Raw genomic sequence first — 21515 nt, forward strand, 5'->3', positions numbered from 1 at the left:
ACGCTTCTGAATATGGATATGCATACAGTCGTGGTGGGGACGTCCGGCACCACCGCTCAGGACGTCATCGCCGTGGCCCGCGGCAACGCCCGTGTCGAGCTCTCCGAGGCCGCGGTGCGCGCCCTGGCCGCCGCCCGCGAGACCGTGGAGGCGCTCGCCGCCAAGCCCGAGCCGGTCTACGGCGTCTCCACCGGATTCGGCGCCCTGGCCAGCCGCCACATCAGCCCGGAGCTCCGCGCCCAGCTCCAGCGCAACATCGTCCGCTCGCACGCCGCCGGCATGGGCCCGCGCGTCGAGCGCGAGGTCGTCAGGGCGCTGATGTTCCTGCGGCTGAAGACGGTCGCCTCCGGTCACACGGGCGTGCGGCCCGAGGTCGCGCAGACCATGGCGGACGTGCTCAACGCCGGGATCACACCCGTCGTCCACGAGTACGGATCGCTCGGCTGCTCCGGCGACCTGGCGCCGCTCTCGCACTGCGCCCTGACCCTGATGGGCGAAGGCGACGCCGAGGGCCCCGACGGGATCGTGCGCCCCGCCGGCGAACTCCTCGCCACCCACGGCATCACCCCGGTCGAGCTGCGCGAGAAGGAGGGCCTCGCCCTCCTCAACGGCACCGACGGCATGCTCGGCATGCTCGTGATGGCCCTCGCCGACCTGCGCACCCTCTACACCTCGGCCGACATCACCGCGGCGCTCTCCCTGGAGGCCCTGCTCGGCACGGACAAGGTCCTCGCCCCCGAGCTGCACGCCATCCGCCCGCACCCCGGCCAGGGCGCCAGCGCCGACAACATGCTGCGGGTGCTCGCCGGTTCGGGTCTCACCGGCCACCACCAGGACGACGCGCCGCGTGTCCAGGACGCGTACTCCGTGCGCTGCGCACCCCAGGTCAACGGGGCCGGCCGCGACACCCTCGCGTACGCCGCGACCGTCGCGGAGCGCGAGCTGGCGTCGTCGATCGACAACCCGGTGGTCCTGCCCGGAGGCCGGGTCGAGTCCAACGGCAACTTCCACGGGGCGCCGGTCGCGTACGTCCTGGACTTCCTGGCGATCGTGGCGGCGGACCTCGGCTCGATCACCGAGCGCCGCACCGACCGGCTGCTGGACAAGAACCGCTCGCACGGACTGCCGCCGTTCCTCGCCGACGACGCCGGCGTGGACTCGGGCCTGATGATCGCCCAGTACACCCAGGCCGCGCTGGTCAGCGAGATGAAGCGGCTCGCCGTCCCCGCCTCCGCCGACTCGATCCCGTCCTCCGCGATGCAGGAGGACCACGTCTCGATGGGCTGGTCGGCCGCGCGCAAGCTCCGTACCGCCGTCGACAACCTCGCCCGCATCGTCGCCGTCGAGCTGTACGCGGCGACCCGCGCCGTCGAACTGCGCGCCGCGCAGGGCCTGACCCCGGGCCCCGCCTCGCTCGCCGCCATCAAGGCGCTGCGGGCCGCGGGCGTCGAGGGTCCCGGTCCGGACCGCTTCCTGTCGCCGGACCTGGCCGCGGCGGACGCCTTCGTCCGGGCGGGCGGGCTCGTCTCGGCCGTCGAGCCGGTCACGGGACCGCTGGCCTGACCCGGGCCCCGGAGCGGGGCCTCGGACGTACCGCGCGGGAGCGGCCACCGGGCGGACCCGGTGGCCGCTCCCGCGTACGGTCACAGGGCCGGCTGCGGACCTCCGCGACGGCCGGCATAGGTGACGACGCCGGCCCCCATGCCCAGGAACGCCATGCCGCCGATGACGTACGGCGTCGCGTCGATGCCGGTCCCGTCGTCGGCGAACGTGCTGGAGTCCAGGTCGGAGCCGTGCCGTGCGGCGCCGTGGCCGGCCGCGCCCTGCGCGGCCCCCGCATCGCCGGCGTTGGCCGACGGGACGAACCACAGGGCGCACAGCAGCGTTCCCGCGGCGGTGGCGGTCAGAAGCGGGCGGCGGGCGATGGCCACGGAATCGGTCCCCCTCGAGGCAGACGTAAGGGAGAGGGCCCCGGCGAATACCGGGCCCCCTCAGGCCTGTTGCGCCGATGCTAATGAACGCAGCGGGTCGGGCGAAAGCCATGGCGGCCGGCGGCTTACGCTCCGCCTCATGAGCATTTCTGAGACATCCCGATTCGTTCGCCTTCGCGTGGAAATGGTGGTGGAGATCACGGACGCCGACGCCCTGAGCGGGACGGCGCTGGAAAGCATCGCCGCGGAGTACGGCGAGCCCGGTGGGGAGTCCGCCGTGGAACGCACGCATGCCGAGACCGCGGTACGGGAAGACGGTGCGGAGGCCCTCGCCTCCCTGATCGACCCGTTCGACCTGGTCAGCGAGGTGCCGGGGGTCGAGCTGACCCAGGCTTCCTGGAGCAGCGAGACCATCGACTACGACCCGGACCACCCGGACGGATGGGATCTCGATGACGGCCAGGACGAGGGCGGCGACGTGGACGACTTCGACGACGTCCAGGAGGACGACGGCGACGGCGCCGCTTCCGGCGTCCCGCACAATGGGGAGGAGAACGACAGGAACGGCAGCACGCAGCGGCGGGCCTAGCCAGTGGGAACACCGGCCCCGGCCCGCTCCGGCGGACCGGGGCCGGCGCGCGTGACGCGGCCGGTGGAACCGGACGGCGGCCGTGCGGTACAACCGGGTCGTGCACCGGCTCGTACGCAGGTGGCAGGTGGTGGGAACCACGGCCGTCACCACGGCGTCGATGAGTGGTGTTCCCCACATCTCAGGCAGATGTGGAACGGGGCACCCGCACAGGGTGTTCTGGGAGTAGTGACGGGGCATCGCCGACCGACGGGTCGGCACGGGGTTTTTCGGGGTTTTTCGGCAACGATGGAGAAGCGTGTGATGACGGACAGCAAACGGCGCAAGGGCCTCATGGCCGCGTCGGCACTGCTCGGCGGCGTGCTGGTGCTTACGGCCTGCAGCGACGGCGACAAGGGCGGCCCCAGCCCCGAGAGCTCGAAGTCACAGGCGGCCGAGGTCGACAAGGCGGCGGCCCAGGAGGCGTCCGAGGCGCAGATAGCGATCTCGCCGAAGAACGGCGCGACCAACGCGAGCATCAACAACGCCGCCAAGGTCACCGTCACCAAGGGCAAGCTGACCGTCGTCACGATGACCACGGCGGCCGGCGAGACCGTCAAGGGCACCCTCTCCGCCGACGGTACGAGCTGGAAGCCGGACGCCCAGCTGGAGCGGTCCACCACGTACAAGATCAACGCGACGGCGCAGGACTCGAAGGGCCGCGAGGCGCACGAGAACTCCTCCTTCACCACCGTGTCTCCCGCCAACAGCTTCATCGGGAACTTCACCCCCGAGGACGGCTCCACCGTCGGCGTCGGCATGCCCGTCTCGATCACCTTCAACAAGGCGATCACGGACAAGAAGGCCGTCCAGGCCGGCATCACCGTGACGTCCAGCAGCGGCCAGCAGGTCGTCGGCCACTGGTTCAACTCCCAGCGCCTGGACCTGCGCCCCCAGGACTACTGGACGGGCGGCTCCACCGTCACGCTGAAGCTGGCGCTCGACGGTGTCGAGGGTGCGGACGGCGTCTACGGGGTGCAGCAGAAGACGGTCACGTTCAAGATCGGCCGCAACCAGGTGTCGACCGTGGACGCCAAGACCCACATGATGACCGTCACCCAGAACGGCAAGACGATCAAGACCATCCCGATCTCGGCCGGTTCCTCGGACAACCCGACGTACAACGGCCAGATGGTGATCTCCGAGAAGTTCAAGGAGACCCGGATGGACGGCTCGACGGTCGGCTTCACCGACGACGACGGCAAGGGCGAGTACGACATCAAGGACGTGCCGCACGCCATGCGGCTGTCCACGTCGGGCACCTTCATCCACGGCAACTACTGGGGCGCCAAGTCGATCTTCGGCAGCGCCAACACCAGCCACGGCTGCGTCGGTCTCGCCGACACCAAGGGCGCCGGCGACCCCAACGCCCCCGCCGCCTGGTTCTACAACAACTCCATGATCGGTGACGTGGTCATCGTCAAGAACTCCCCGGACAGGACCATCCAGCCCGACAACGGCCTCAACGGCTGGAACCTCAGCTGGGCCCAGTGGACGGCGGGCTCCGCGGCCTGAGCGGACCGCACCCCCGCACCACCCCGTACGCCAGGCGGCGGCACCGGATCCCCACGGATCCCGGAGCCGCCGCCTTTGGCGTTCCGGACGGTTCTCATCCCGCTCTCATCGGGGCCTTAACCCACCATCACCAGCGGTCCCTAGCCTCGCGCCATGTTCCTCACCTACCTCCGGCGCGAACTGCGCCGCCGCAGAAAGGCGGCGCTCGTCGTCGCCTCGGGGCTCGCCCTCGGCATTGCGCTGGTCATCATCGTCAGCTCGGTCTCCTCGGGCATGAGCAAGGCCCAGGACAAGGTCCTCCAATCGCTGTACGGCCTCGGTACGGACATGACCGTCACCAAGGCCGCCGCGGCTCCGGGCTCCGGCGCGGAGCGCCCCAGGTTCCAGTTCGACGCCAAGGACAGCGACGACGAGGCGACGCAGAGCACGGACCGCGTCATGGTCCAGGGCTTCCAGACGCTCGCCGCCACCACGGTCGGCAAGGTGAACGGGCAGAGTGGCGTCGCCGAGGCCGTCGGCGGGCTGAGCCTGACCGTCATGAAGGTGGACGGCCAGTTCAAGCGCGGCGAGTTCAAGCAGGACGACACCACCACCGAGGGCGGCGGCCGCGGCGGTCCCGGCGGCGGCAGCGCCCAGCCGCAGGGAGAGGTCCAGGGCGGCGGCGCCTCCTTCGACGTCAACTCCTACACCGTGTACGGCACCGACGTCGCCCAGCAGGACCTCGGACCGCTCACCTCGTCGAAGATCACCGCGGGACGCACCTTCAAGACCACGGAGACCAACGCCAAGGTGGCCGTCGTCGACGCCGCGTACGCCAAGGAGAAGAAGCTCTCCACCGGCAAGACGGTCACGATCCACGGCACCACGTTCACGATCATCGGCGTCTCGACGGCCGACAGCGGTGACGCGGCCGCCAACCTCTACATCCCGCTCCAGCAGGCGCAGACCCTCGCCGACGCGAAGAACAAGATCACCACCGTCTACGTCAAGGCCGCGGACTCGCAGCAGATCGACAGCGTCAAGGCCGCGATCCAGAAGAACATCACCGGCACCACGGTCACCACGTCCGCCGACCTCGCGGACACCGTGTCCGGGTCCCTGTCCACCGCCTCCGACCTCGCCTCCAGCGTCGGCAAGTGGCTCTCCATAGCCGTCCTCATCGCCGCCTTCCTGGTGGCCGGGCTCCTCACCTCCTCCGCGGTCAGCCGCCGCGTACGCGAGTTCGGCACTCTGAAGGCGCTCGGCTGGAAGAGCGGCCGGGTCACCCGCCAGGTCATCGGCGAAGCCCTCGTCAACGGACTGATGGGCGGCGTCCTCGGCATCGCCATCGGCCTCGCCGGCGCGTACGCCGTCACCGCTGTCAGCCCCACCCTCACCGCCCAGCTCGGCTCCTCCGGGGGCGGCGGTGCGATGCGCGGCGGCATGATGGGCGGCCCCGGCCGCCAGACCGCGTCCAAAACCCTCGACATCGCGCTGACCGCGCCCGTCTCCCTCTCGGTCATCCTGATCGCCGTCGGCCTGGCCGTGGCGGGCGGGCTGACCGCGGGCGCCTTCGGCGGCTGGCGCGCCTCCCGGCTGCGCCCCGCGGACGCGTTGCGCCGCGTCGAGTAGCCCGCGCGGGGGAGGCCCGGCGCCGGGCATCCCCCACCCCCGTCCCCCAGCGAACCGCGATCCGAGGCGATCGGTGCAGCGGTCGCAGGAGATCCGCGACCACCGCCCAGCAGGAGTTGGCCCATGTACACCCTTCAAGGCGTCACCAAGCGCTACACGCGCGGCAAGTCCACCGTCCACGCCCTCGACGGTGTCGACCTGACCATCGAGGACGGCGGCCGGCTGGTCATCCAGGGTCCCACCGGCGGCGGCAAGTCCACCCTGCTGCAGATGCTCGGCGGCCTGGACCGCCCCACGTCCGGCAGCGTCGAACTCGACGGGGTGGACCTCGCGAAGCTCAGCGAGGCCAGACTCACCAAGGTGCGCGCCGAGAACATCGGCTTCGTCTTCCAGAGCTTCAACCTCATCCCGACGCTCACCGCCCAGGAGAACGTCGAGACGGCCCTCGTCCCCCTCGGCGGAAAGGCGTCCGAGCGGCGCAGAAGAGCCGCCGAGGCGCTCGACTCGGTCGGGCTGGGCGAACGCCTCGGCCATCTGCCCGGCGAGATGTCCGGCGGCCAGCAGCAGCGCGTCGCGATTGCCAGGGCCCTGGTGAAGCGGCCCAAGGTGCTGCTCGCGGACGAACCCACGGGCAACCTCGACGAGTCCATGCGCGACGAGGTCATGGAGGTGCTGGAGACCATGTGGAAGGAGCACGGGCTCACCTTCGTCATGGTCACCCACGACAGCGCGATCGCCCGCAGGGCCCCGCGCCTGGCCACCATCCGCAAGGGCAGGGTCACCCTCACGGAGAACGCCGCCGCCTGACCCGGCAGCCGGTCGTGCCCTGGGGCCGGCGGACTCGTACGACGGTCCGCCGGCCCCGCCGGTCCGGCGCGCGGCGGCCTGCCGGTCCGTCGGCTCGGCGGTCCGGGCTCGGGGCGGCGCGGGCGTCCCGGGGGTTGCGGTCGGCTCAGCCCGCCCGGCCCGCGGCGGCCCGGCGGTGCGCCGCCAGGTCGGTGCGGAGGACCTGGCGCAGGCCCACCGGGTCGCCGTACGCGGCACCTTCCGCCCGCCGGCCGGGTCCGTCCGCGCCCCCCGACGCGGGCAGCCGGGCCCGCAGCCCGTACCAGGGCTGCAGCGGCAGCCAGCACAGCCCGTACAGCCAGCGCCGCACCAGCTGCCAGGGGCCCGGACGTCCCACGTCCGGCAGGCTCACCACCCGTATCCCCATGATCAGTTTCCCCGCGCCCGCGCCCACGACCGCGGTGAGCACCACGTGATTGAGGAACGAGAGGACGAGTACCGGCCCGATCAGGAGCCCGGCGACCTCGGGAACGGCCGCCGACTCCGCGTAGGGCCGGACGAGTAACCCGGCGGTGACCAGGCAGAGGTAGCAGTCGAGTCCCACGGCGAGGTAGCGGCGCGTCTCGCCGGCCCGGGGCGGTGTGCCCGGCGCCGGCCGCTCCGCCCGGCCGGGCACGTGCACGGGCCCCGGCTGCCCGTAGCCGATCAGCGGCGCGGCGGCCAACGGCGGTGTCCTGTAAGGAGTGTGAGGGTCCCGGCCTTGGCGGTTCCCCCGTGATGTCGTCATGACGGAATCATGTCTGATAGCCCGTCACCGCGGGCCCGGACCGCCGACTGCGTACCCCTTACCTGCGGGGTAATCGACGCCTTCCGCCGCCCTGGGCAGCATGGTGTCCACCAGCCGACACGACAGCCGGAGGACGAGACCATGACCGCCTACGCACTCGCGCACCTGTACCCCGAGGGCCTGCCCGGCGAGGAGGTCCTCGACTACATCGCGCGCATCCAGTCGACGATGGACCCCTATGAAGGCCGCTTCCTGGTCCACAACACACCGGTCGAGGTCGTCGAGGGCGACTGGCCCGGCGCCCTCGTCGTCATCGCCTTCCCCACGATGGAGGCGACCCGCGCCTGGTACGCCTCGCCCGCCTACCAGGAACTGCTGCCGCTGCGTACGCGCCACATGGCGGCCGACGTGGTGTTCGTGGAGGGTGTCGGGCCGGACTACGACGCCTCGGCGACGGCGGCCGGGATGCGGGCGGCGGTGCTCCCGGAGGCGGGGCACGTCACGCGGAGCCCGCGCGAGGACTGAGGGCCGGGCCGCCCACCGACCTCACAACCCCTGGCGCGGGCCTGTGAGGTTCACCACTTCGGATGATGTGCGCGCTCGCCGCAACCCGTCCGATTCCGCCCGGAACCGGCCTGCGGCCCGGCTGTTGCGGGCTTCCTGTGCCAGGCGGCAGGGGATCACCATGCGGATGCCCATGGAGCATCCGGTCGCCCCACTGGGAGACTCGGGACGCCCCGACCACGGAAGGTCTTGATCAGATGCCGACCCCTCCCGACTCCGCACCCGTGCACGCGGCCGCCCGCGTCATCGAGCCGCTGTACGCGGAGATCCTCCGCCGCAACCAGGGCGAGAAGGAGTTCCACCAGGCCGTACGGGAAGTCCTGGAAACCCTCGGCCCGGTGCTGGCCCAGCGGCCGGAGTTCGTGGACGCCCGGATCATCGAGCGCATATGCGAGCCGGAGCGGCAGCTCATCTTCCGCGTGCCGTGGTCGGACGACTCCGGTGACATCCACGTCAATCGCGGCTTCCGGGTGGAGTTCTCCAGTTCGCTGGGCCCGTACAAGGGCGGCCTGCGCTTCCACCCCTCGGTCAACCTCGGCATCGTGAAGTTCCTCGGCTTCGAGCAGATCTTCAAGAACGCCCTCACCGGCATGCCCATCGGCGGCGGCAAGGGCGGTTCCGACTTCGACCCGAAGGGCCGCTCGGACGCCGAGATCATGCGGTTCTGCCAGTCGTTCATGACGGAACTCCACCGCCACCTCGGCGAGTACACCGACGTCCCCGCCGGTGACATCGGCGTGGGCGGCCGCGAGATCGGCTACCTGTTCGGCCAGTACAAGCGCATCACCAACCGCTACGAGTCCGGAGTCCTCACCGGAAAGGGGCTCGGCTGGGGCGGCGCCCTGGTGCGCACGGAGGCCACCGGGTACGGCTGCGTCCTGTTCACCGCCGAGATGCTCCGCAGCCAGGGCGACAGCCTCGACGGCCGGCGCATCGCCGTCTCCGGCTCGGGCAACGTCGCGATCTACGCGATCGAGAAGGCGCAGCAGCTCGGCGCCACGGTGGTGACCTGCTCCGACTCCGACGGCTACATCGTGGACGAGAAGGGCATCGACCTCGCCCTGCTCAAGGAGATCAAGGAGGCCGGCCGCGGCCGCGTCTCCGAGTACGCCGCGCGCCGCCCCGAGGCCGTCTTCGTGCCGGGCGCCGGCGTCTGGAACGTGCCCTGTGACGTGGCGCTGCCCTGCGCCACGCAGAACGAACTCCACGAGGCCGACGCGCTGACCCTCGTCCGCAACGGCGTGAAGGCGGTCGCGGAGGGCGCCAACATGCCCACCACCCCCGAGGCCGTCCGTGTGTTCCAGGACGCCGGCGTGGCCTTCGCGCCCGGCAAGGCGGCCAACGCGGGCGGCGTGGCCACCAGCGCCCTGGAGATGCAGCAGAACGCCTCCCGCGACTCCTGGACGTTCGCCCACACCGAGGCGCGCCTCGCGGAGATCATGCGCCACATCCACGACTCCTGCTACGTCACGGCGGAGCGGTACGGCAGCCCCGGGAACTACGTGGCCGGCGCGAACATCGCCGGCTTCGAACTGGTCGCGGACGCCATGCTGGCGCAGGGGCTGATCTGACCGGACGCCCGCACACGCGTACGGGGCCGGGGCGCTGACGCGTCCCGGCCCCGGGCGGGCCGTGACGGTCTCCGCCGTGTGCGTGCGGGCGGATCCGGGGTGGTCCACGACGTCCGGGCGACCTACGGGCCATCCTCGTTCCTCGCCCCGGACGACAGGGTGCTACCCCGTGGCAGCCGGCCGGCGCCGGAACGTCTCGGCCAGGGCCGTGTTCGCGACCACCACGACGGCCATGGCCAGTGCCGCCGCCGGGTGCCCCACCGCGTACAGGCCGAAGGCGCCGCCGCCCAGCACCACGGCCTTCACCGCGAGCACCCCGGCCAGCGGCAGCCGGAAGCGGGCGCGGGGTGCGGCGAACAGTCCCCACAGGGTGGCGGCGATCGCCGCCGCCGCGGTGCCCAGGAGCAGCTGGACGAGCACGCCGTCCCCGAGGCCGTACCCCCACCGGAACAGGCAGGCCAGCGCCGCCACTTCCACCACGAACGCCAGAAGTTCGTTGGCGGCCCACCAGGGCCGGCCGCTCCACGAAGGGATCGCCGGTCTGTCCGTGCGGCCGTCGCGCATGATGAGCCCCCCGCCCTCGACGTTCACGTGCGAGCGAGGATAACCGGATCAGCCCTCGGCGGGGGCCACTCCGATCGGGCACGAGACGCCCGTCCCGCCGATGCCGCAGTAGCCCGCCGGGTTCTTGTCCAGGTACTGCTGGTGCGCCGGCTCCGCGGGCCAGAAGGTGCGGCCCTCCGCCGGGAGGATCTCCGTGCTGATCTCGCCGTAGCCGGAACCCGTGAGGACCTTCTGGTACGCCTCGCGGGAGGCCGCCACGGCCGCCGCCTGCTCGGGGGAGTGGGTGTAGACCGCGGAGCGGTACTGCGTGCCCACGTCGTTGCCCTGGCGGAAGCCCTGGGTGGGGTCGTGGGACTCCCAGAAGACCTTCAGGAGCTGGGCGTACGTGACCACCTTCGGGTCGTAGACCACGCGGACCGCCTCCGTGTGCCCCGTCAGGCCCGAGCAGACCTCCTCGTACGCCGGGTTCTCCGTATAGCCGCCCTGGTAGCCGACGAGCGTCGTCCAGACGCCGTCCGTCTCCCAGAACTTTCGCTCGGCGCCCCAGAAACAGCCCATCGCGAAGTCGGCGACCTCCAGACCCTCCGGGTAGGGGCCCAGCAGGGCGTTGCCCAGGACCGTGTGGCGGGACGGAACGGTGAATTCCGGGACGGCGCGGCCTCGCAGAGCCTCCTCCGGGGTGGGGAGCTGCGGGGTGCGGCGGTGCAGGAACATGCGGGGGCTCCTCTGGGTCGGTGTACTGCTCGTACAACATCCCGGGAACGCCCCGGATTCCTGCCCCGGGCGGTCAGCGCCGGGGCGTGCCGTCGTCGGACTCGACGGACTCCACGTAGGCGGCGGCCCGCTTGCGGGCCTTGAACCAGAAGTACAGGCCGAGGCCGATGAGGATCAGGGGTATCAGTCGGGGCACGGGAACACCGGTCCTTGTCGGAGGTACGTGGGGCGTTTCTCGCCGCAACGGTCGCACATCGCGGGCCGCGGGCGGCCCCCGCTACCGCGGGAGCGTCGCCGGGCTCCCGCCGTTCGCCTCGTAGCCCGCCACCGCCAGGGCGCGGTAGACCGTGTACTCGGCGGCCGGGTCGGAGTTCTCCGTCCACGGCAGCGCGCCCACGTGACCGTCGATGTGGACCAGCTGGTTCATCGCCTCGGACCAGCGTTCCATCCGGACCAGGAACAGCACCAGCAGATGACGGACGTGGGCGAGCATCGGGTCGTCGGCGCGGGCCGCGTGAACGGCGAACAGCGCGCCCTCGACCGCCTTCGTCACCACGTGGCTCCGGTAGAACCCCTGCACCAGATTGACCTCGGGCAGATGCTCGTACACCGCGAAGAGCGGCAGCGCGGCCAGCAGCGAGCCCTGGGGGGCGCGGGCGGCGGCCGCCGTCGCGAAGCGGTCGGCCTCCTCGCGCGAGCCGTGCCACTTCTCGCACCAGAAGTGCAGGGCCGCCAGGTGCGCGCCCATGTGGGCCGGGGCACGGTCGATGATCTTCGCCCAGAGCTGGTCGAACTCCTCGTGGGAGTAGCCCAGTCCGCGCGCGACGGCCAGCTCCACCAGATACGGGACCGGGTCGCCCGGGGCCAGCAGGGCCGCCTCGCCGACCACGGTACGGGCCTCCTCCAGGATGATCCGGAAGTCGTCCGTGCCGGCGGTCGAGGAACGCCAGGCCTGCTGGACCAGGAACTCCGCGTGCACGGCCGCGCCGCCCGCGTCCTTCGGCGCCTCGGCCCGCCACTTGCGCAGCCACGCACCGCCGGCGCCCGGCCGCTGCATCAGCTCCAGCGACGCGGCCCCGGCGAACGCCTGCACCCGCTGCCACCGCACCTCGCCGTCCTTCGGCGTCCCCGACAGCAGCTGGGACGCGGCCCGCCACTCCTGGGTGTGCTGGACGACGTCGAGCACGTCGAGGAGGTCCTGGTCGGGGCCCGGCATCCGGATGTCCAGCTCCTCCTGGCGCGCGAAGCCGTAGGTGTCCGGGTCGGCGGCGTCCGGGGAGCCGGGCGCCACCTGACGGATACCACCGCGGCGGCGCAGCACGAACGGGCCGGCGACCGCGGCGAGCATGCACAGGGCGAGCAGGAACCACAGAATCTCCATGCCCCCATTGTCACCGGACGGCACGGTGCTCCGTGAGCGGCCTCGGCGGCGGACTACGCTCGGGGCTCATGAGCGACCAGCACAGCTTCGAGACTCTCGCGATCCATGCGGGAAACACCGCCGATCCCCTCACCGGCGCCGTTGTTCCGCCCATTTACCAGGTGTCCACGTACAAGCAGGACGGCGTGGGCGGCCTGCGCGGCGGCTACGAGTACAGCCGCAGCGCCAACCCCACGCGCACCGCGCTGGAGGAGAACCTCGCGGCCCTGGAGGGCGGCCGCCGCGGACTCGCCTTCGCCTCCGGTCTCGCCGCCGAGGACTGCCTGCTCCGTACGCTGCTGACGCCCGGCGACCACGTGGTCATCCCGAACGACGCCTACGGCGGCACGTTCCGGCTGTTCGCGAAGGTCGCCTCGCGCTGGGGCGTGGAGTTCTCGGTCGCCGACACCTCGGACGTGGCGGCGGTCCGGGCCGCGATCACCCCGCGCACCAAGGCGGTCTGGGTGGAGACCCCGTCCAACCCGCTGCTCGGCATCACCGACATCGAGGCCGTCGCCGGTGTCGCCCGCGCCGCGGGTGCGCGCCTCGTCGTCGACAACACCTTCGCCAGCCCCTACCTCCAGCAGCCCCTCGCCCTGGGCGCCGATGTCGTGGTCCACTCCACGACCAAGTACATGGGCGGCCACTCGGACGTCGTCGGCGGCGCCCTGATCGTCAACGACCCCGACCTGTCGGAGGAGCTGGCGTACCACCAGAACGCGATGGGCGCCGTCGCCGGGCCGTTCGACGCCTGGCTGGTGCTGCGCGGCATCAAGACCCTCGCCGTACGGATGGACCGGCACAGCGAGAACGCCACCAAGGTCGCCGACCTGCTGACCCGCCACCCCCAGGTCACCCAGGTCCTCTACCCGGGGCTGCCCGGGCACCAGGGGCACGAGGTCGCCGCCAAGCAGATGAAGGCCTTCGGCGGAATGGTGTCCTTCCGCGTCGCGGGCGGCGAGGAGGCCGCCGTCGAGGTCTGCAACCGCGCGAAGCTGTTCACGCTCGGTGAGTCGCTCGGCGGCGTCGAGTCCCTGCTGGAGCACCCGGGCCGGATGACGCACGCCTCCGCGGCGGGCTCCCCGCTGGAGGTCCCGGCCGACCTGGTCCGGCTCTCCGTCGGCATCGAGAACGCCGACGACCTCCTGGCCGACCTGACGCAGGCGCTCGGCTGATCTCGTCACGAACAAAAGCGGTGGCGGGGCCGGGGAAACCGGTCCCGCCCTCGGGCATCGCGCCCTCGGCTTTCGTTCGTCGCGCTCCTCAGACCGAGGCCTTCTCGTCCTCCAGCGAGGCCCTGACCTGCTCGCGCAGCTCGGGGCTGTCGGTGTGTTCATGGACGGAGACCGCGTGCTCGGTCGCGGCCCGCACGACTTCGTCCTCCTCGCCGGAGATGGTCAGCGAGCAGTTCGACACACTCGGATACTTGCGGCAGTCGGCGATCTTCCTGGTCATCACAGCCTCCTCGGCCGTTGCCATTCCAGGATAGATCGGACAGCCGTGCGTGACCCGTCAACGATCGGCCCGTGAGCCGGCGGGGCCCCTCAGTGACCCCGGCGGGCGTTGAGCCGTGCGGCCTGGCGTGTGAGGTGGTCGCGCTCGGCCAGGTTCGTGGCCTGGTGGGCCGCTTCGGCGTACAGCCGGGCCGCCGTGACCGGGTCGCCGTCGCGCTCGTGGAGGTACGCCGCCACCGCGCGGTGGCGCGGCAGGGAGGCGTCCACCGCCGCGAGCGCCGCCAGGCCGGCGCGCGGCCCGTCGGCCTCCCCGACGGCGACCGCGCGGTTCAGGCGGACGACCGGGCTGTCGGTCAGGCGCGCGAGTTCGTCGTACCACTCGACGATCTGCACCCAGTCGGTCTCCCCGGCGGCGGGCGCGTCGGCGTGCAGGGCGGCGATGGCGGCCTGGGCCTGGAACTCGCCCAGCCGGTCGCGGGCGAGGGCGGCCTGGAGGATGCCGACGCCCTCGGCGATCAGCGTGGTGTCCCACCGGCCGCGGTCCTGCTCGGCGAGCGGCACCAGGCTGCCGTCGGGAGCGGTCCTGGCGGCCCGCCGCGCGTGGTGGAGCAGCATGAGGGCGAGGAGCCCGGCCACCTCCGGATGGTCGATACGTGCCGCCAGCTGACGGGCCAGCCGGATGGCCTCGGCGGCCAGGTCGACATCGCCGGAGTAGCCCTCGTTGAAGACCAGGTAGAGGACGCGCAGCACGGTGGCGACGTCGCCGGGCCGGTCGAACCGCACGTCGGACACGGTGCGCTTGGCCCGGCTGATGCGCTGCGCCATGGTCGCCTCGGGCACCAGGTAGGCCGCGGCGATCTGGCGCGTGGTCAGCCCGCCGACCGCGCGCAGGGTGAGCGCGACGGCCGACGCCGGGGTCAGTGAGGGGTGGGCGCACAGGAAGTAGAGCTGGAGCGTGTCGTCCTCCGCGGCCGCCGGCCCGGGCGCCGGCTGCTCCTCGACCCGGTCCTCGCGGCGCCGGCGGGCGGCGTCGGCGCGGGTCGCGTCGAGGAACTTGCGCCAGGCGGCGGTGATCAGCCACCCCTTGGCATCCCGGGGCGGGTCGGCCTCCCAGACTCGCAGCGCCTCGACCAGGGCGTCCTGCACGGCGTCCTCGGCCGCCGCGAAGTCGGCTCCGCGGCGGACGAGGACGGTGAGCACGCTCGGTGTGAGGCTCCTGAGCAAGACCTCGTCCACTGGTGTCGTCACTCCGTGATGGTGGGCGTCTCGGTCAGGAACGGGCGCAGCTCCAGCCACTCGTGGATCGGCCTGCCGCCCGCGCCCGGGGCGGCCGACAGCTCCCCCGCCAGCTCGACGGCGCGCTCGTAGCCGTCGACGTCGATGATCATCCAGCCGGCGATGAGGTCCTTCGTCTCGGCGAACGGTCCGTCGGTGACCGGCGGGCGCCCCTCGCCGTCGTACCGGACCCACGCACCCTCGGGGGCCAGCGCCTGGCCGTCGACGAACTCGCCCGTCTTCTCCAGCTTCGCCGCGAAGTCGTGCATGTACTGCATGTGGGCCGAGATCTCCTCCGGCGTCCACTGGTCCATGCACACGTCGTTGACCGGAGCCGGGGCGCCGCGGTAGTGCTTCAGCAGCAGGTACTTGGCCATGATGGTTCTCCTCGGTGCTGGTGCGGCCCCTTGTGGCCGCGTTCATCCCAGGGACGGAGCCGCTGACGGGTTCTCGACATCGCCGTCGGATTTATTTTCTGAAGTCCGTGGACGAGCGTAGAGGAGCCGCCCCGCGAGGCCCGGGTCCGTCGCCCGGCCGGCGGGGCCGCCCCCCGGCCTCCAAGTCCGCGGCCCTACCAGCCTTCCAGTGGTGGCGTCGTCGTGGCGGGCGGCGCCTGCCACGGCTCGGCCACCACCGCCCACACCGTGAAGGCCACCACCGCCCCGGCCGCCGCCAGGAGCCACAGCCGTCGCAGCACCCTCCGCCGGCGCAGCAGCCGGGCGCCGCGCTCAGCGGCCCGGGCCGCGAGGCCGGCGGGCACCTGCGGACGGGAGGCCTCCAGCATCCGCCGGACCTCGTCCTCCTTGCGTCCCATCCCGCTCACGGGGCAGTCCCCAGGGCCCCGGTGCGACCCCGGCGCGTGGTCGGGCCCCGGGTGCCGCGCATCGTGGCCACCGAGCGGTTGCAGACCGCGCGGACCCGGTCCACCGGAACGCCGAGCAGCGCCGCCGTCTGCTCCTCCGGCACCCCTTCGTACAGGCGCAGCACCAAGACCAGGCGCTCCTGCGGGCTCAACGCGTCCAGCAGCCCGCCGCGCGGGCCGTGATGGCGCCACGCCTCACGGGCGAACCGGGCGGCCAGGTCCTGCCGGGTGCGGTTGTACGGATCCTCCCCGTGCAGCTGGTCCCAGTCCGCGTACGTCCGGGCCAGCGCGGCCGTCAGGAGCCGCCGCGCACGCGCGTTGGCCCCGGGCGGATCCGCGGGCTCGGCCGTGAGCAGGGTCGCGGTGTGCAGCAGCCGGCCCGCCGCCCCCGCGACGAAGGCCTCGAACTCCTGGGCACGGAACCGCTGTCGGACCGTATGGCGCTCTCGCACGAGGTCCATCGGAGCGCTCCGCGGCCCCCGGGTCAACCCCCGCGACCGGTGGAGACGGGGCTCGTGCCGGGTTGCCCCGCCAGGCCGCGGACAGCGTTCCGCGGGCGCTATCCCGCCGACGAGGTCTGGTGCGCCGCCTGCCGCGCGGCCAGCGCCGCGTTGAACCGGGTGAGCAGCGTGCAGAACGTGTCCCGCTCGTCCTCGGACCACTCGTCGGTCACCTGCGACATCAACTCGCGCCGCGAGGCCCGCACCTCGTCCAGCCTGGCCTGGCCGCGCGGGGACAGCTGGAGCACGACCGCGCGGCCGTCCTCCGGATGCGAGGTGCGCTTGACCAGACCCGTGTCCACGAGCGGTGCGACCTGCCGGGTCACCGTCGAGGAGTCGATCCCCATCCCGGCGGCGAGCGCCTTGACGCCCATGGGCCCTTCCCGGTCCAGCCGGTTGAGCAGCAGATACGCGGCACGGTCCATCGAGTTGCGCACCTGGCCCACGCCGCCGAGGCGGGTCTGTTCGGCACGCCGGGCGAAGACCGCCACCTGGTGCTGCAGAGCGTCGAGAAGGTGGTCGTGACCCGGCTTCTCCGGGGTGGCGCCCCCGGAAGGAGACGCGGCAGTCGTCATGTCCTGAGGGGGCATGGCCGGGAGCTCTCTTCGTGCGGTGTCGGATGGGTGGGGGACAGAGTACGCGGCCCCGGGGCAACGCGTACCAGTGCCGCACAAACCTGCGGACATCGCCGCAGGAGGGGACGCGCGACGGCGGCCGCAACCCCTTGGGGACCGACCGGCGGGCGGGGGCGGCGTCACGGGGCTGGGCACCCACATCTGCGGCGTTGTCGTCGATCGCAAGGGCTCCGCCCTTGCTCAGTCCTCCGCCTTGCAGCCGCACGCACCCAGCCCCGCTCCTGCTTCCGCCCCCGCCCGCCGGCCGGTCCCAGCTGCAAGACTTGCGGTATGAACTTCCCGCCGCCCGGCCGTTTTCCCCCGCTGATCCTCGACGACGTCCGAGGGGCGCAGAAGATGCTTTCCGGCGTCTCCAGGGTCACCCCGCTGGAGGGCAGCCGCCATCTGTCGGCGCTGGTCGGCGCACCCGTCCAGTTCAAGTGCGAGAACCTGCAGCGAACCGGCTCGTTCAAACTGCGGGGCGCGTACGTACGCATCTCCGGTCTGTCCCCGGTCGAACGGGCCGCAGGCGTCGTCGCCGCGAGTGCCGGAAACCATGCGCAGGGTGTCGCGCTCGCGTCTGCACTGCTCGGCGTACGGTCGACGGTCTTCATGCCCGTGGGCGCACCGCTCCCCAAGATCGCCGCGACCCGTGAGTACGGAGCGGAGGTGCGGCTGCACGGCCATGTCGTCGACGAGACGCTCGCCGCCGCGCAGGAGTACGCGCACGAGACCGGCGCGGTCTTCATCCACCCCTTCGACCACCCCGACATCATCGCCGGGCAGGGCACGGTGGGCCTGGAGATCCTGGAGCAGTGCCCCGAGGTGCGCACGATCGTCGTCGGCGTCGGCGGCGGCGGTCTCGCGGCGGGCATCGCCGTGGCCGTGAAGGCGATCCGGCCCGATGTGCGGATCATCGGCGTGCAGGCGGCGGGCGCGGCCTCCTATCCGCCCTCCCTGGCCGCCGGCCACCCCGTGTCGATCGGCGCGCTCCAGACCATGGCGGACGGCATCAAGGTCGGCCGCCCCGGCGACGTGCCGTTCGGCCTGGTCCAGGAGCTGGTCGACGAGGTCCGTACGGTCTCCGAGGACGAGCTGTCCAGCGCCCTGCTGCTCTGCCTGGAGCGGGCGAAGATGGTGGTGGAGCCGGCCGGGGCCAGCCCGGTGGCGGCGCTGCTGAGCGACCCGAAGTCGTTCCGCGGCCCGGTGGTGGCGCTGCTGTCCGGCGGCAATGTGGACCCGCTGCTGATGCAGCGCATCCTCACCCACGGCATGTCGGCGGCCGGCCGCTACCTGAGCCTGCGGCTGCGCCTCACGGACCGCCCCGGAGCGCTCGCGACCATGCTGGGCGTGCTGACGGTGGCCGATGCCAACGTCCTCGACGTCAGCCATGTGCGTACGGACCCGAGGCTCGGCCTCACCGAGGCCGAGGTGGAGCTCCACCTGGAGACCAAGGGCCCGGAGCACTGCGAGGAGGTCGCGGCGGCGCTGCGGGAGGCGGGGTACCTCGTCCTCACCTGACGGGTGTCCCACCCGGGGTCCCGCAGACGACCCGCTCCCGATCCCTTGTCGGACGCGATGTATCGCATTACTGTGCGTGCGCCCGGCCCCGGGACGTACACGCGTTCGTCTCGTGTCTTCACCGGGCGCGGCCCCACGGGCAAATCTAGGATCTGTGAGGAAGTCACCCGAACGCACTGGGGGAACCCCATATGCCAGGCGCCATCTACGCCGAAGGTCTGGTGAAGACCTTCGGAGACGTACGAGCACTCGGCGGCGTCGACCTCGACGTGCCGCAAGGCACCGTCCTCGGACTTCTCGGCCCCAACGGAGCCGGCAAGACCACCGCCGTACGCGTCCTCACGACGCTGCTCAGGCCCGACAGCGGCAGCGCCTTCGTCGCGGGCATCGACGTACTGAAGAAACCCAACGAGGTGCGGCGCTCCATCGGGCTCTCCGGCCAGTTCGCCGCCGTCGACGAATACCTGACCGGCCGCGAGAACCTCCAGATGGTCGGCCAGCTCTACCAGATGTCCTCGCGCGACGCGAAGGCCCGGGCGGTGGAGCTGCTGGAGCGGTTCAACCTGGCCGACGCGGCCGACCGGACCACCAAGACCTACTCCGGCGGCATGCGCCGCCGGCTCGACCTCGCGGCGGCGCTCGTCGTCTCCCCGCCGGTCATGTTCATGGACGAGCCGACCACCGGTCTCGACCCGCGCAACCGGCAGCAGCTGTGGGAGGTCATCGAGGAACTGGTCGCCGGCGGCACCACACTGCTGCTGACCACGCAGTACCTGGAGGAGGCCGACCGGCTCGCCCACGACATCTGCGTGATCGACCACGGTCTCGTCATCGCCCGCGGCACGTCCGACCAGCTCAAGGCCCGCACCGGCGGCGAACGCGTCGAGGTCGTCGTGCACCAGCCCGACCAGATGGCACCCGCCCGCGACGTCCTCACCCGCCTGGGCAAGGGCGCCGCCACCGTCGTCCCGCACATGCGGAAACTGACCGTCCCGGTCGACGGCGGCGCGAAACTCCTCGCCGAGATCATCCGCGACCTCGACGCCCGCGGCGTGGAGATCGACGACATCGGCCTGCGCCGGCCCACCCTCGACGACGTGTTCATCTCCCTCACCGGCCACGCGGCCGAGCAGGAGAAGACCGACGAGAACGGGGCGGACGCCCCGGAGCCCGCCCGGACGGAGGCAGAGAAGTGAGTGCCGTTACCGACGCGACCCCGGGTCGCGCGCTGCGCCGCGCCGGCGGGATCGGCCAGTCCGCCCGCGACTCGCTGGTCATCGCCCGCCGGAACCTGATCCGCATGAGCAGGATCCCGGAGATGCTGCTCTTCGGGGTCATCCAGCCGGTCATGTTCGTGGTGCTGTTCAGCTACGTCTTCGGCGGCTCCCTCGTGGTCGACGGCTCGACCAGCGCCAGCGAGTACCGCAACTTCCTGATGGCCGGCATCTTCGCGCAGACGGTCACCTTCGCCACGGCCGGCGCGGGCGCCGGCATCGCGGACGACATGCACAAGGGTCTGATCGACCGGTTCCGCTCCCTGCCCATGGCGCGCGGCGCGGTGCTCACCGGCCGGACGCTCGCCGACCTCGTGCAGACGGCCATCACCGTCATCGTGCTCGCGATCGTGGCCCTGCTGGTCGGCTGGCGCACGCACACCAGCGTCGGAGAGGTGCTCGGGGCCTTCGGCCTCCTGCTCCTTCTCGGTTACTCCTTCTCCTGGATCGGCGCGCTGATCGGCCTGTCCGTCCGCACCCCGGAGGCGGCCACGTCGGGCGGACTGATCTGGCTGTTCCCGGTCACCTTCATCTCGAACGCCTTCGTCCCGACCGAGAACATGGCGAGCTGGCTCCAGCCGATCGCCGAGTGGAACCCGTTCAGCGCCACGGTCCAGGCCTGCCGCGAGCTGTTCGGGAACCCCGGTGTCTCCCCTTCGGACGCCTGGCCGATGCAGCATCCCGTCTGGGCCTCGGTGCTCTGGTCGGTGGTCATCATCGCCGTGTTCCGGACCCTCGCGGTGCGCAAGTACCGCTCGGTCGCGGTCTGAGCACCGAGAGAGCCCCGGCCGCACGCGGCCGGGGCTCTCTCCTGTGGTCTGCGGGTCAGCCGGAGTACGGCTTCGCCGAAAGGATCTTGACCTTGGCGGTCTTGCCGTTCGGCAGCTCGTACTGCGCGGTCTCGCCCATCTTCTTGCCGTTCACGCCCACGCCGAGCGGGGATTGCGGCGAGTAGGTCTCGATGTCGGCGCTCGCGTATTCGCGGGAGGCGAGCAGGAAGGTCGTCGTGTCGTCCTCGTCACCGTCGAAGGCGATCGTCACGACCATGCCGGGCTCGACCACGCCGTCGTCGGCCGGCGCCTCGCCGACCTTCGCGTGTTCCAGGAGCTGGGTCAGCTGGCGCACCCGGAGCTCCATCTTGCCCTGCTCCTCCTTGGCGGCGTGGTACCCGCCGTTCTCACGCAGGTCGCCCTCCTCACGGGCCGCCGCGATCTTGACGGCGATCTCCGTGCGCGCGGGACCAGACAGGTACTCCAGCTCGGCCTTGAGCTGGTTGTACGCCTCCTGCGTGAGCCAGGTGACGTTTTCGCTGGTCTGGGTCACAGGGTGCTCCTCGTCGGTACTGGGAATACAAAGCATCGCCCTACCCCGAAGCATGCGCTTCCACGGGTGGGCGAAACCACGAGCCTAACAATTCGCCGGGGAAAGGGGGAGGAGGTAAACGGCCCGGAGTGCGGAACCGCAGGTCAGCGCCGTCAGGAGTCGCTCACGTCACCCGTGCGGCGGTCAACGCTACGCCCCGCCGCCCTCCGTGCAGCCCAGCAGTTCCACAGCCGTCGCCCGGGACGTCGTACGCAGGGTGAGGACCCGGTCGATCCGGTCGGTGGCGCCGTCGAAGCGGAAGTCCTTGCGCGCGACCTCCGTGCCGTTCTCGCTCTGCGAGCGGAGCGTGCAGTAGCCCTTGGCGTCCCGGTCCTTGCGGACCTCCAGGTGCACCTCGACGCGGTCGTCCGAGACGACCTTGAACTTGATCATCTCGGCGCTGAGGGCCTGGCCGCCCACGTAGTCGTAACCGATCCAGCCGACCACGCCCAGCAGGGCGACGCCGAGGACCGAGCCGATGATCTTGAGCTTGCGGTCCGCGCGCTGGTCCGCGGAGCGGCCGTAGCGGTTCTCGGGAAGCGTCTCGCGCACCGCCGTCATG

General features: G+C 71.8%; 25 protein-coding genes. 11 read left to right on the forward strand and 14 right to left on the reverse strand.

Annotated elements, in window-relative coordinates; all coding sequences use genetic code 11:
• Positions 1-12: 12 nt before the first annotated feature.
• Entirely contained in the window at positions 13-1563 is a 1551-nt protein-coding gene (gene hutH, locus E6R60_RS18695) for a histidine ammonia-lyase (RefSeq protein ID WP_136327717.1), read from the forward strand.
• 80 nt (positions 1564-1643) lie between these two features.
• Here hutH and E6R60_RS18700 read toward each other — a convergent pair whose 3' ends face one another.
• Entirely contained in the window at positions 1644-1931 is a 288-nt protein-coding gene (locus E6R60_RS18700; protein WP_136327718.1) for a hypothetical protein, read from the reverse strand.
• Positions 1932-2070: 139 nt separating this feature from the next.
• Here E6R60_RS18700 and E6R60_RS18705 point away from each other — a divergent pair, with 139 nt between their 5' ends.
• The 4 genes from E6R60_RS18705 (at position 2071) to E6R60_RS18720 (ending at position 6492) form a co-directional block, all read left to right on the forward strand.
• Complete coding sequence (locus E6R60_RS18705; protein WP_240802613.1) at positions 2071-2520, forward strand: hypothetical protein; 450 nt, start codon at positions 2071-2073, stop codon at positions 2518-2520.
• A 288-nt stretch (positions 2521-2808) separates the two neighbouring features.
• A complete protein-coding gene (locus E6R60_RS18710) occupies positions 2809-4074 on the forward strand; it encodes an Ig-like domain-containing protein (protein WP_136327719.1) in 1266 nt (421 codons plus the stop codon).
• A 153-nt stretch (positions 4075-4227) separates the two neighbouring features.
• Positions 4228-5685 carry an ABC transporter permease gene (locus E6R60_RS18715; protein WP_136327720.1) on the forward strand — a complete coding sequence of 486 codons (1458 nt, stop codon included), beginning with the start codon at positions 4228-4230 and terminating at the stop codon, positions 5683-5685.
• A gap of 123 nt (positions 5686-5808) precedes the next feature.
• Positions 5809-6492: an ABC transporter ATP-binding protein gene (locus E6R60_RS18720; protein WP_136327721.1), complete on the forward strand. Its 684-nt coding sequence runs from the start codon at positions 5809-5811 to the stop codon at positions 6490-6492.
• Between the two features lie 145 nt (positions 6493-6637).
• Here the strand turns inward: E6R60_RS18720 and E6R60_RS18725 are convergent, their stop codons facing one another.
• Positions 6638-7147, reverse strand: coding sequence for an RDD family protein (locus E6R60_RS18725; protein ID WP_240802618.1), 510 nt, complete (start codon positions 7145-7147; stop codon positions 6638-6640).
• 252 nt (positions 7148-7399) lie between these two features.
• On the opposite strand from E6R60_RS18725, the gene E6R60_RS18730 reads away from it, so the two are divergent.
• Positions 7400-7783, forward strand: a complete 384-nt coding sequence (locus E6R60_RS18730) for a DUF1330 domain-containing protein (RefSeq protein ID WP_136327723.1) — start codon at positions 7400-7402, stop codon at positions 7781-7783.
• Between the two features lie 236 nt (positions 7784-8019).
• Positions 8020-9393, forward strand: coding sequence for an NADP-specific glutamate dehydrogenase (gene gdhA, locus E6R60_RS18735; protein ID WP_136327724.1), 1374 nt, complete (start codon positions 8020-8022; stop codon positions 9391-9393).
• Positions 9394-9555: 162 nt separating this feature from the next.
• Here gdhA and E6R60_RS18740 read toward each other — a convergent pair whose 3' ends face one another.
• From E6R60_RS18740 to E6R60_RS18750, 4 genes are all read right to left on the reverse strand, one after another.
• A complete protein-coding gene (locus E6R60_RS18740; RefSeq protein WP_136327765.1) occupies positions 9556-9957 on the reverse strand; it encodes a YrdB family protein in 402 nt (133 codons plus the stop codon).
• 48 nt (positions 9958-10005) lie between these two features.
• Positions 10006-10671, reverse strand: a complete 666-nt coding sequence (msrA, locus tag E6R60_RS18745; RefSeq protein WP_136327725.1) for a peptide-methionine (S)-S-oxide reductase MsrA — start codon at positions 10669-10671, stop codon at positions 10006-10008.
• 73 nt (positions 10672-10744) lie between these two features.
• The gene (locus E6R60_RS37820) at positions 10745-10867 is read right to left on the reverse strand and encodes a hypothetical protein (RefSeq protein ID WP_276613976.1); all 123 of its coding nucleotides are present in this window, start codon (positions 10865-10867) and stop codon (positions 10745-10747) included.
• 81 nt (positions 10868-10948) lie between these two features.
• Positions 10949-12052: a hypothetical protein gene (locus E6R60_RS18750; protein WP_136327726.1), complete on the reverse strand. Its 1104-nt coding sequence runs from the start codon at positions 12050-12052 to the stop codon at positions 10949-10951.
• 68 nt (positions 12053-12120) lie between these two features.
• Here E6R60_RS18750 and E6R60_RS18755 point away from each other — a divergent pair, with 68 nt between their 5' ends.
• Positions 12121-13266, forward strand: coding sequence for a cystathionine gamma-synthase (locus tag E6R60_RS18755; RefSeq protein WP_136327727.1), 1146 nt, complete (start codon positions 12121-12123; stop codon positions 13264-13266).
• An 88-nt stretch (positions 13267-13354) separates the two neighbouring features.
• On the opposite strand, the gene E6R60_RS18760 is transcribed toward E6R60_RS18755, so the two are convergent.
• The 6 genes from E6R60_RS18760 to E6R60_RS18785 all read right to left on the reverse strand — a co-directional run bounded on the left by E6R60_RS18760 (position 13355) and on the right by E6R60_RS18785 (position 16772).
• Positions 13355-13546, reverse strand: coding sequence for a DUF1059 domain-containing protein (locus E6R60_RS18760; RefSeq protein WP_136327728.1), 192 nt, complete (start codon positions 13544-13546; stop codon positions 13355-13357).
• Between the two features lie 89 nt (positions 13547-13635).
• Positions 13636-14781, reverse strand: a complete 1146-nt coding sequence (locus tag E6R60_RS18765) for a DUF6596 domain-containing protein (RefSeq protein ID WP_136327766.1) — start codon at positions 14779-14781, stop codon at positions 13636-13638.
• An 8-nt stretch (positions 14782-14789) separates the two neighbouring features.
• Positions 14790-15197 carry a YciI family protein gene (locus E6R60_RS18770; protein WP_136327729.1) on the reverse strand — a complete coding sequence of 136 codons (408 nt, stop codon included), beginning with the start codon at positions 15195-15197 and terminating at the stop codon, positions 14790-14792.
• Between the two features lie 194 nt (positions 15198-15391).
• Positions 15392-15643 (reverse strand): hypothetical protein, encoded by a 252-nt coding sequence (locus E6R60_RS18775; protein ID WP_136327730.1) that lies wholly within the window; start codon positions 15641-15643, stop codon positions 15392-15394.
• Positions 15640-16134, reverse strand: coding sequence for a sigma factor-like helix-turn-helix DNA-binding protein (locus tag E6R60_RS18780; protein ID WP_136327767.1), 495 nt, complete (start codon positions 16132-16134; stop codon positions 15640-15642). The genes E6R60_RS18775 and E6R60_RS18780 overlap by 4 nt, the downstream gene beginning before the upstream one ends.
• A 107-nt stretch (positions 16135-16241) precedes the next feature.
• Positions 16242-16772: a MarR family transcriptional regulator gene (locus tag E6R60_RS18785; RefSeq protein WP_136327731.1), complete on the reverse strand. Its 531-nt coding sequence runs from the start codon at positions 16770-16772 to the stop codon at positions 16242-16244.
• Between the two features lie 315 nt (positions 16773-17087).
• Between E6R60_RS18785 and ilvA the strand changes: the two genes are divergently transcribed.
• The 3 genes from ilvA to E6R60_RS18800 all read left to right on the forward strand — a co-directional run bounded on the left by ilvA (position 17088) and on the right by E6R60_RS18800 (position 20361).
• Positions 17088-18317: a threonine ammonia-lyase gene (gene ilvA, locus E6R60_RS18790; RefSeq protein WP_136327732.1), complete on the forward strand. Its 1230-nt coding sequence runs from the start codon at positions 17088-17090 to the stop codon at positions 18315-18317.
• A gap of 191 nt (positions 18318-18508) precedes the next feature.
• Complete coding sequence (locus E6R60_RS18795; protein WP_136327733.1) at positions 18509-19513, forward strand: ATP-binding cassette domain-containing protein; 1005 nt, start codon at positions 18509-18511, stop codon at positions 19511-19513.
• Positions 19510-20361 carry an ABC transporter permease gene (locus tag E6R60_RS18800; protein ID WP_136327734.1) on the forward strand — a complete coding sequence of 284 codons (852 nt, stop codon included), beginning with the start codon at positions 19510-19512 and terminating at the stop codon, positions 20359-20361. Before E6R60_RS18795 ends, E6R60_RS18800 begins: the two co-directional genes overlap by 4 nt.
• Positions 20362-20416: 55 nt before the next feature.
• On the opposite strand, the gene greA is transcribed toward E6R60_RS18800, so the two are convergent.
• Positions 20417-20914 (reverse strand): transcription elongation factor GreA, encoded by a 498-nt coding sequence (gene greA / locus E6R60_RS18805; protein WP_136327735.1) that lies wholly within the window; start codon positions 20912-20914, stop codon positions 20417-20419.
• Between the two features lie 189 nt (positions 20915-21103).
• Positions 21104-21514, reverse strand: a complete 411-nt coding sequence (locus tag E6R60_RS18810) for a DUF4307 domain-containing protein (protein WP_136327736.1) — start codon at positions 21512-21514, stop codon at positions 21104-21106.
• Between the last annotated feature and the right edge of the window lies 1 nt (position 21515).

The organism is Streptomyces sp. A0642 (genome assembly GCF_004795105.1).
Lineage (GTDB): Bacteria > Actinomycetota > Actinomycetes > Streptomycetales > Streptomycetaceae > Streptomyces.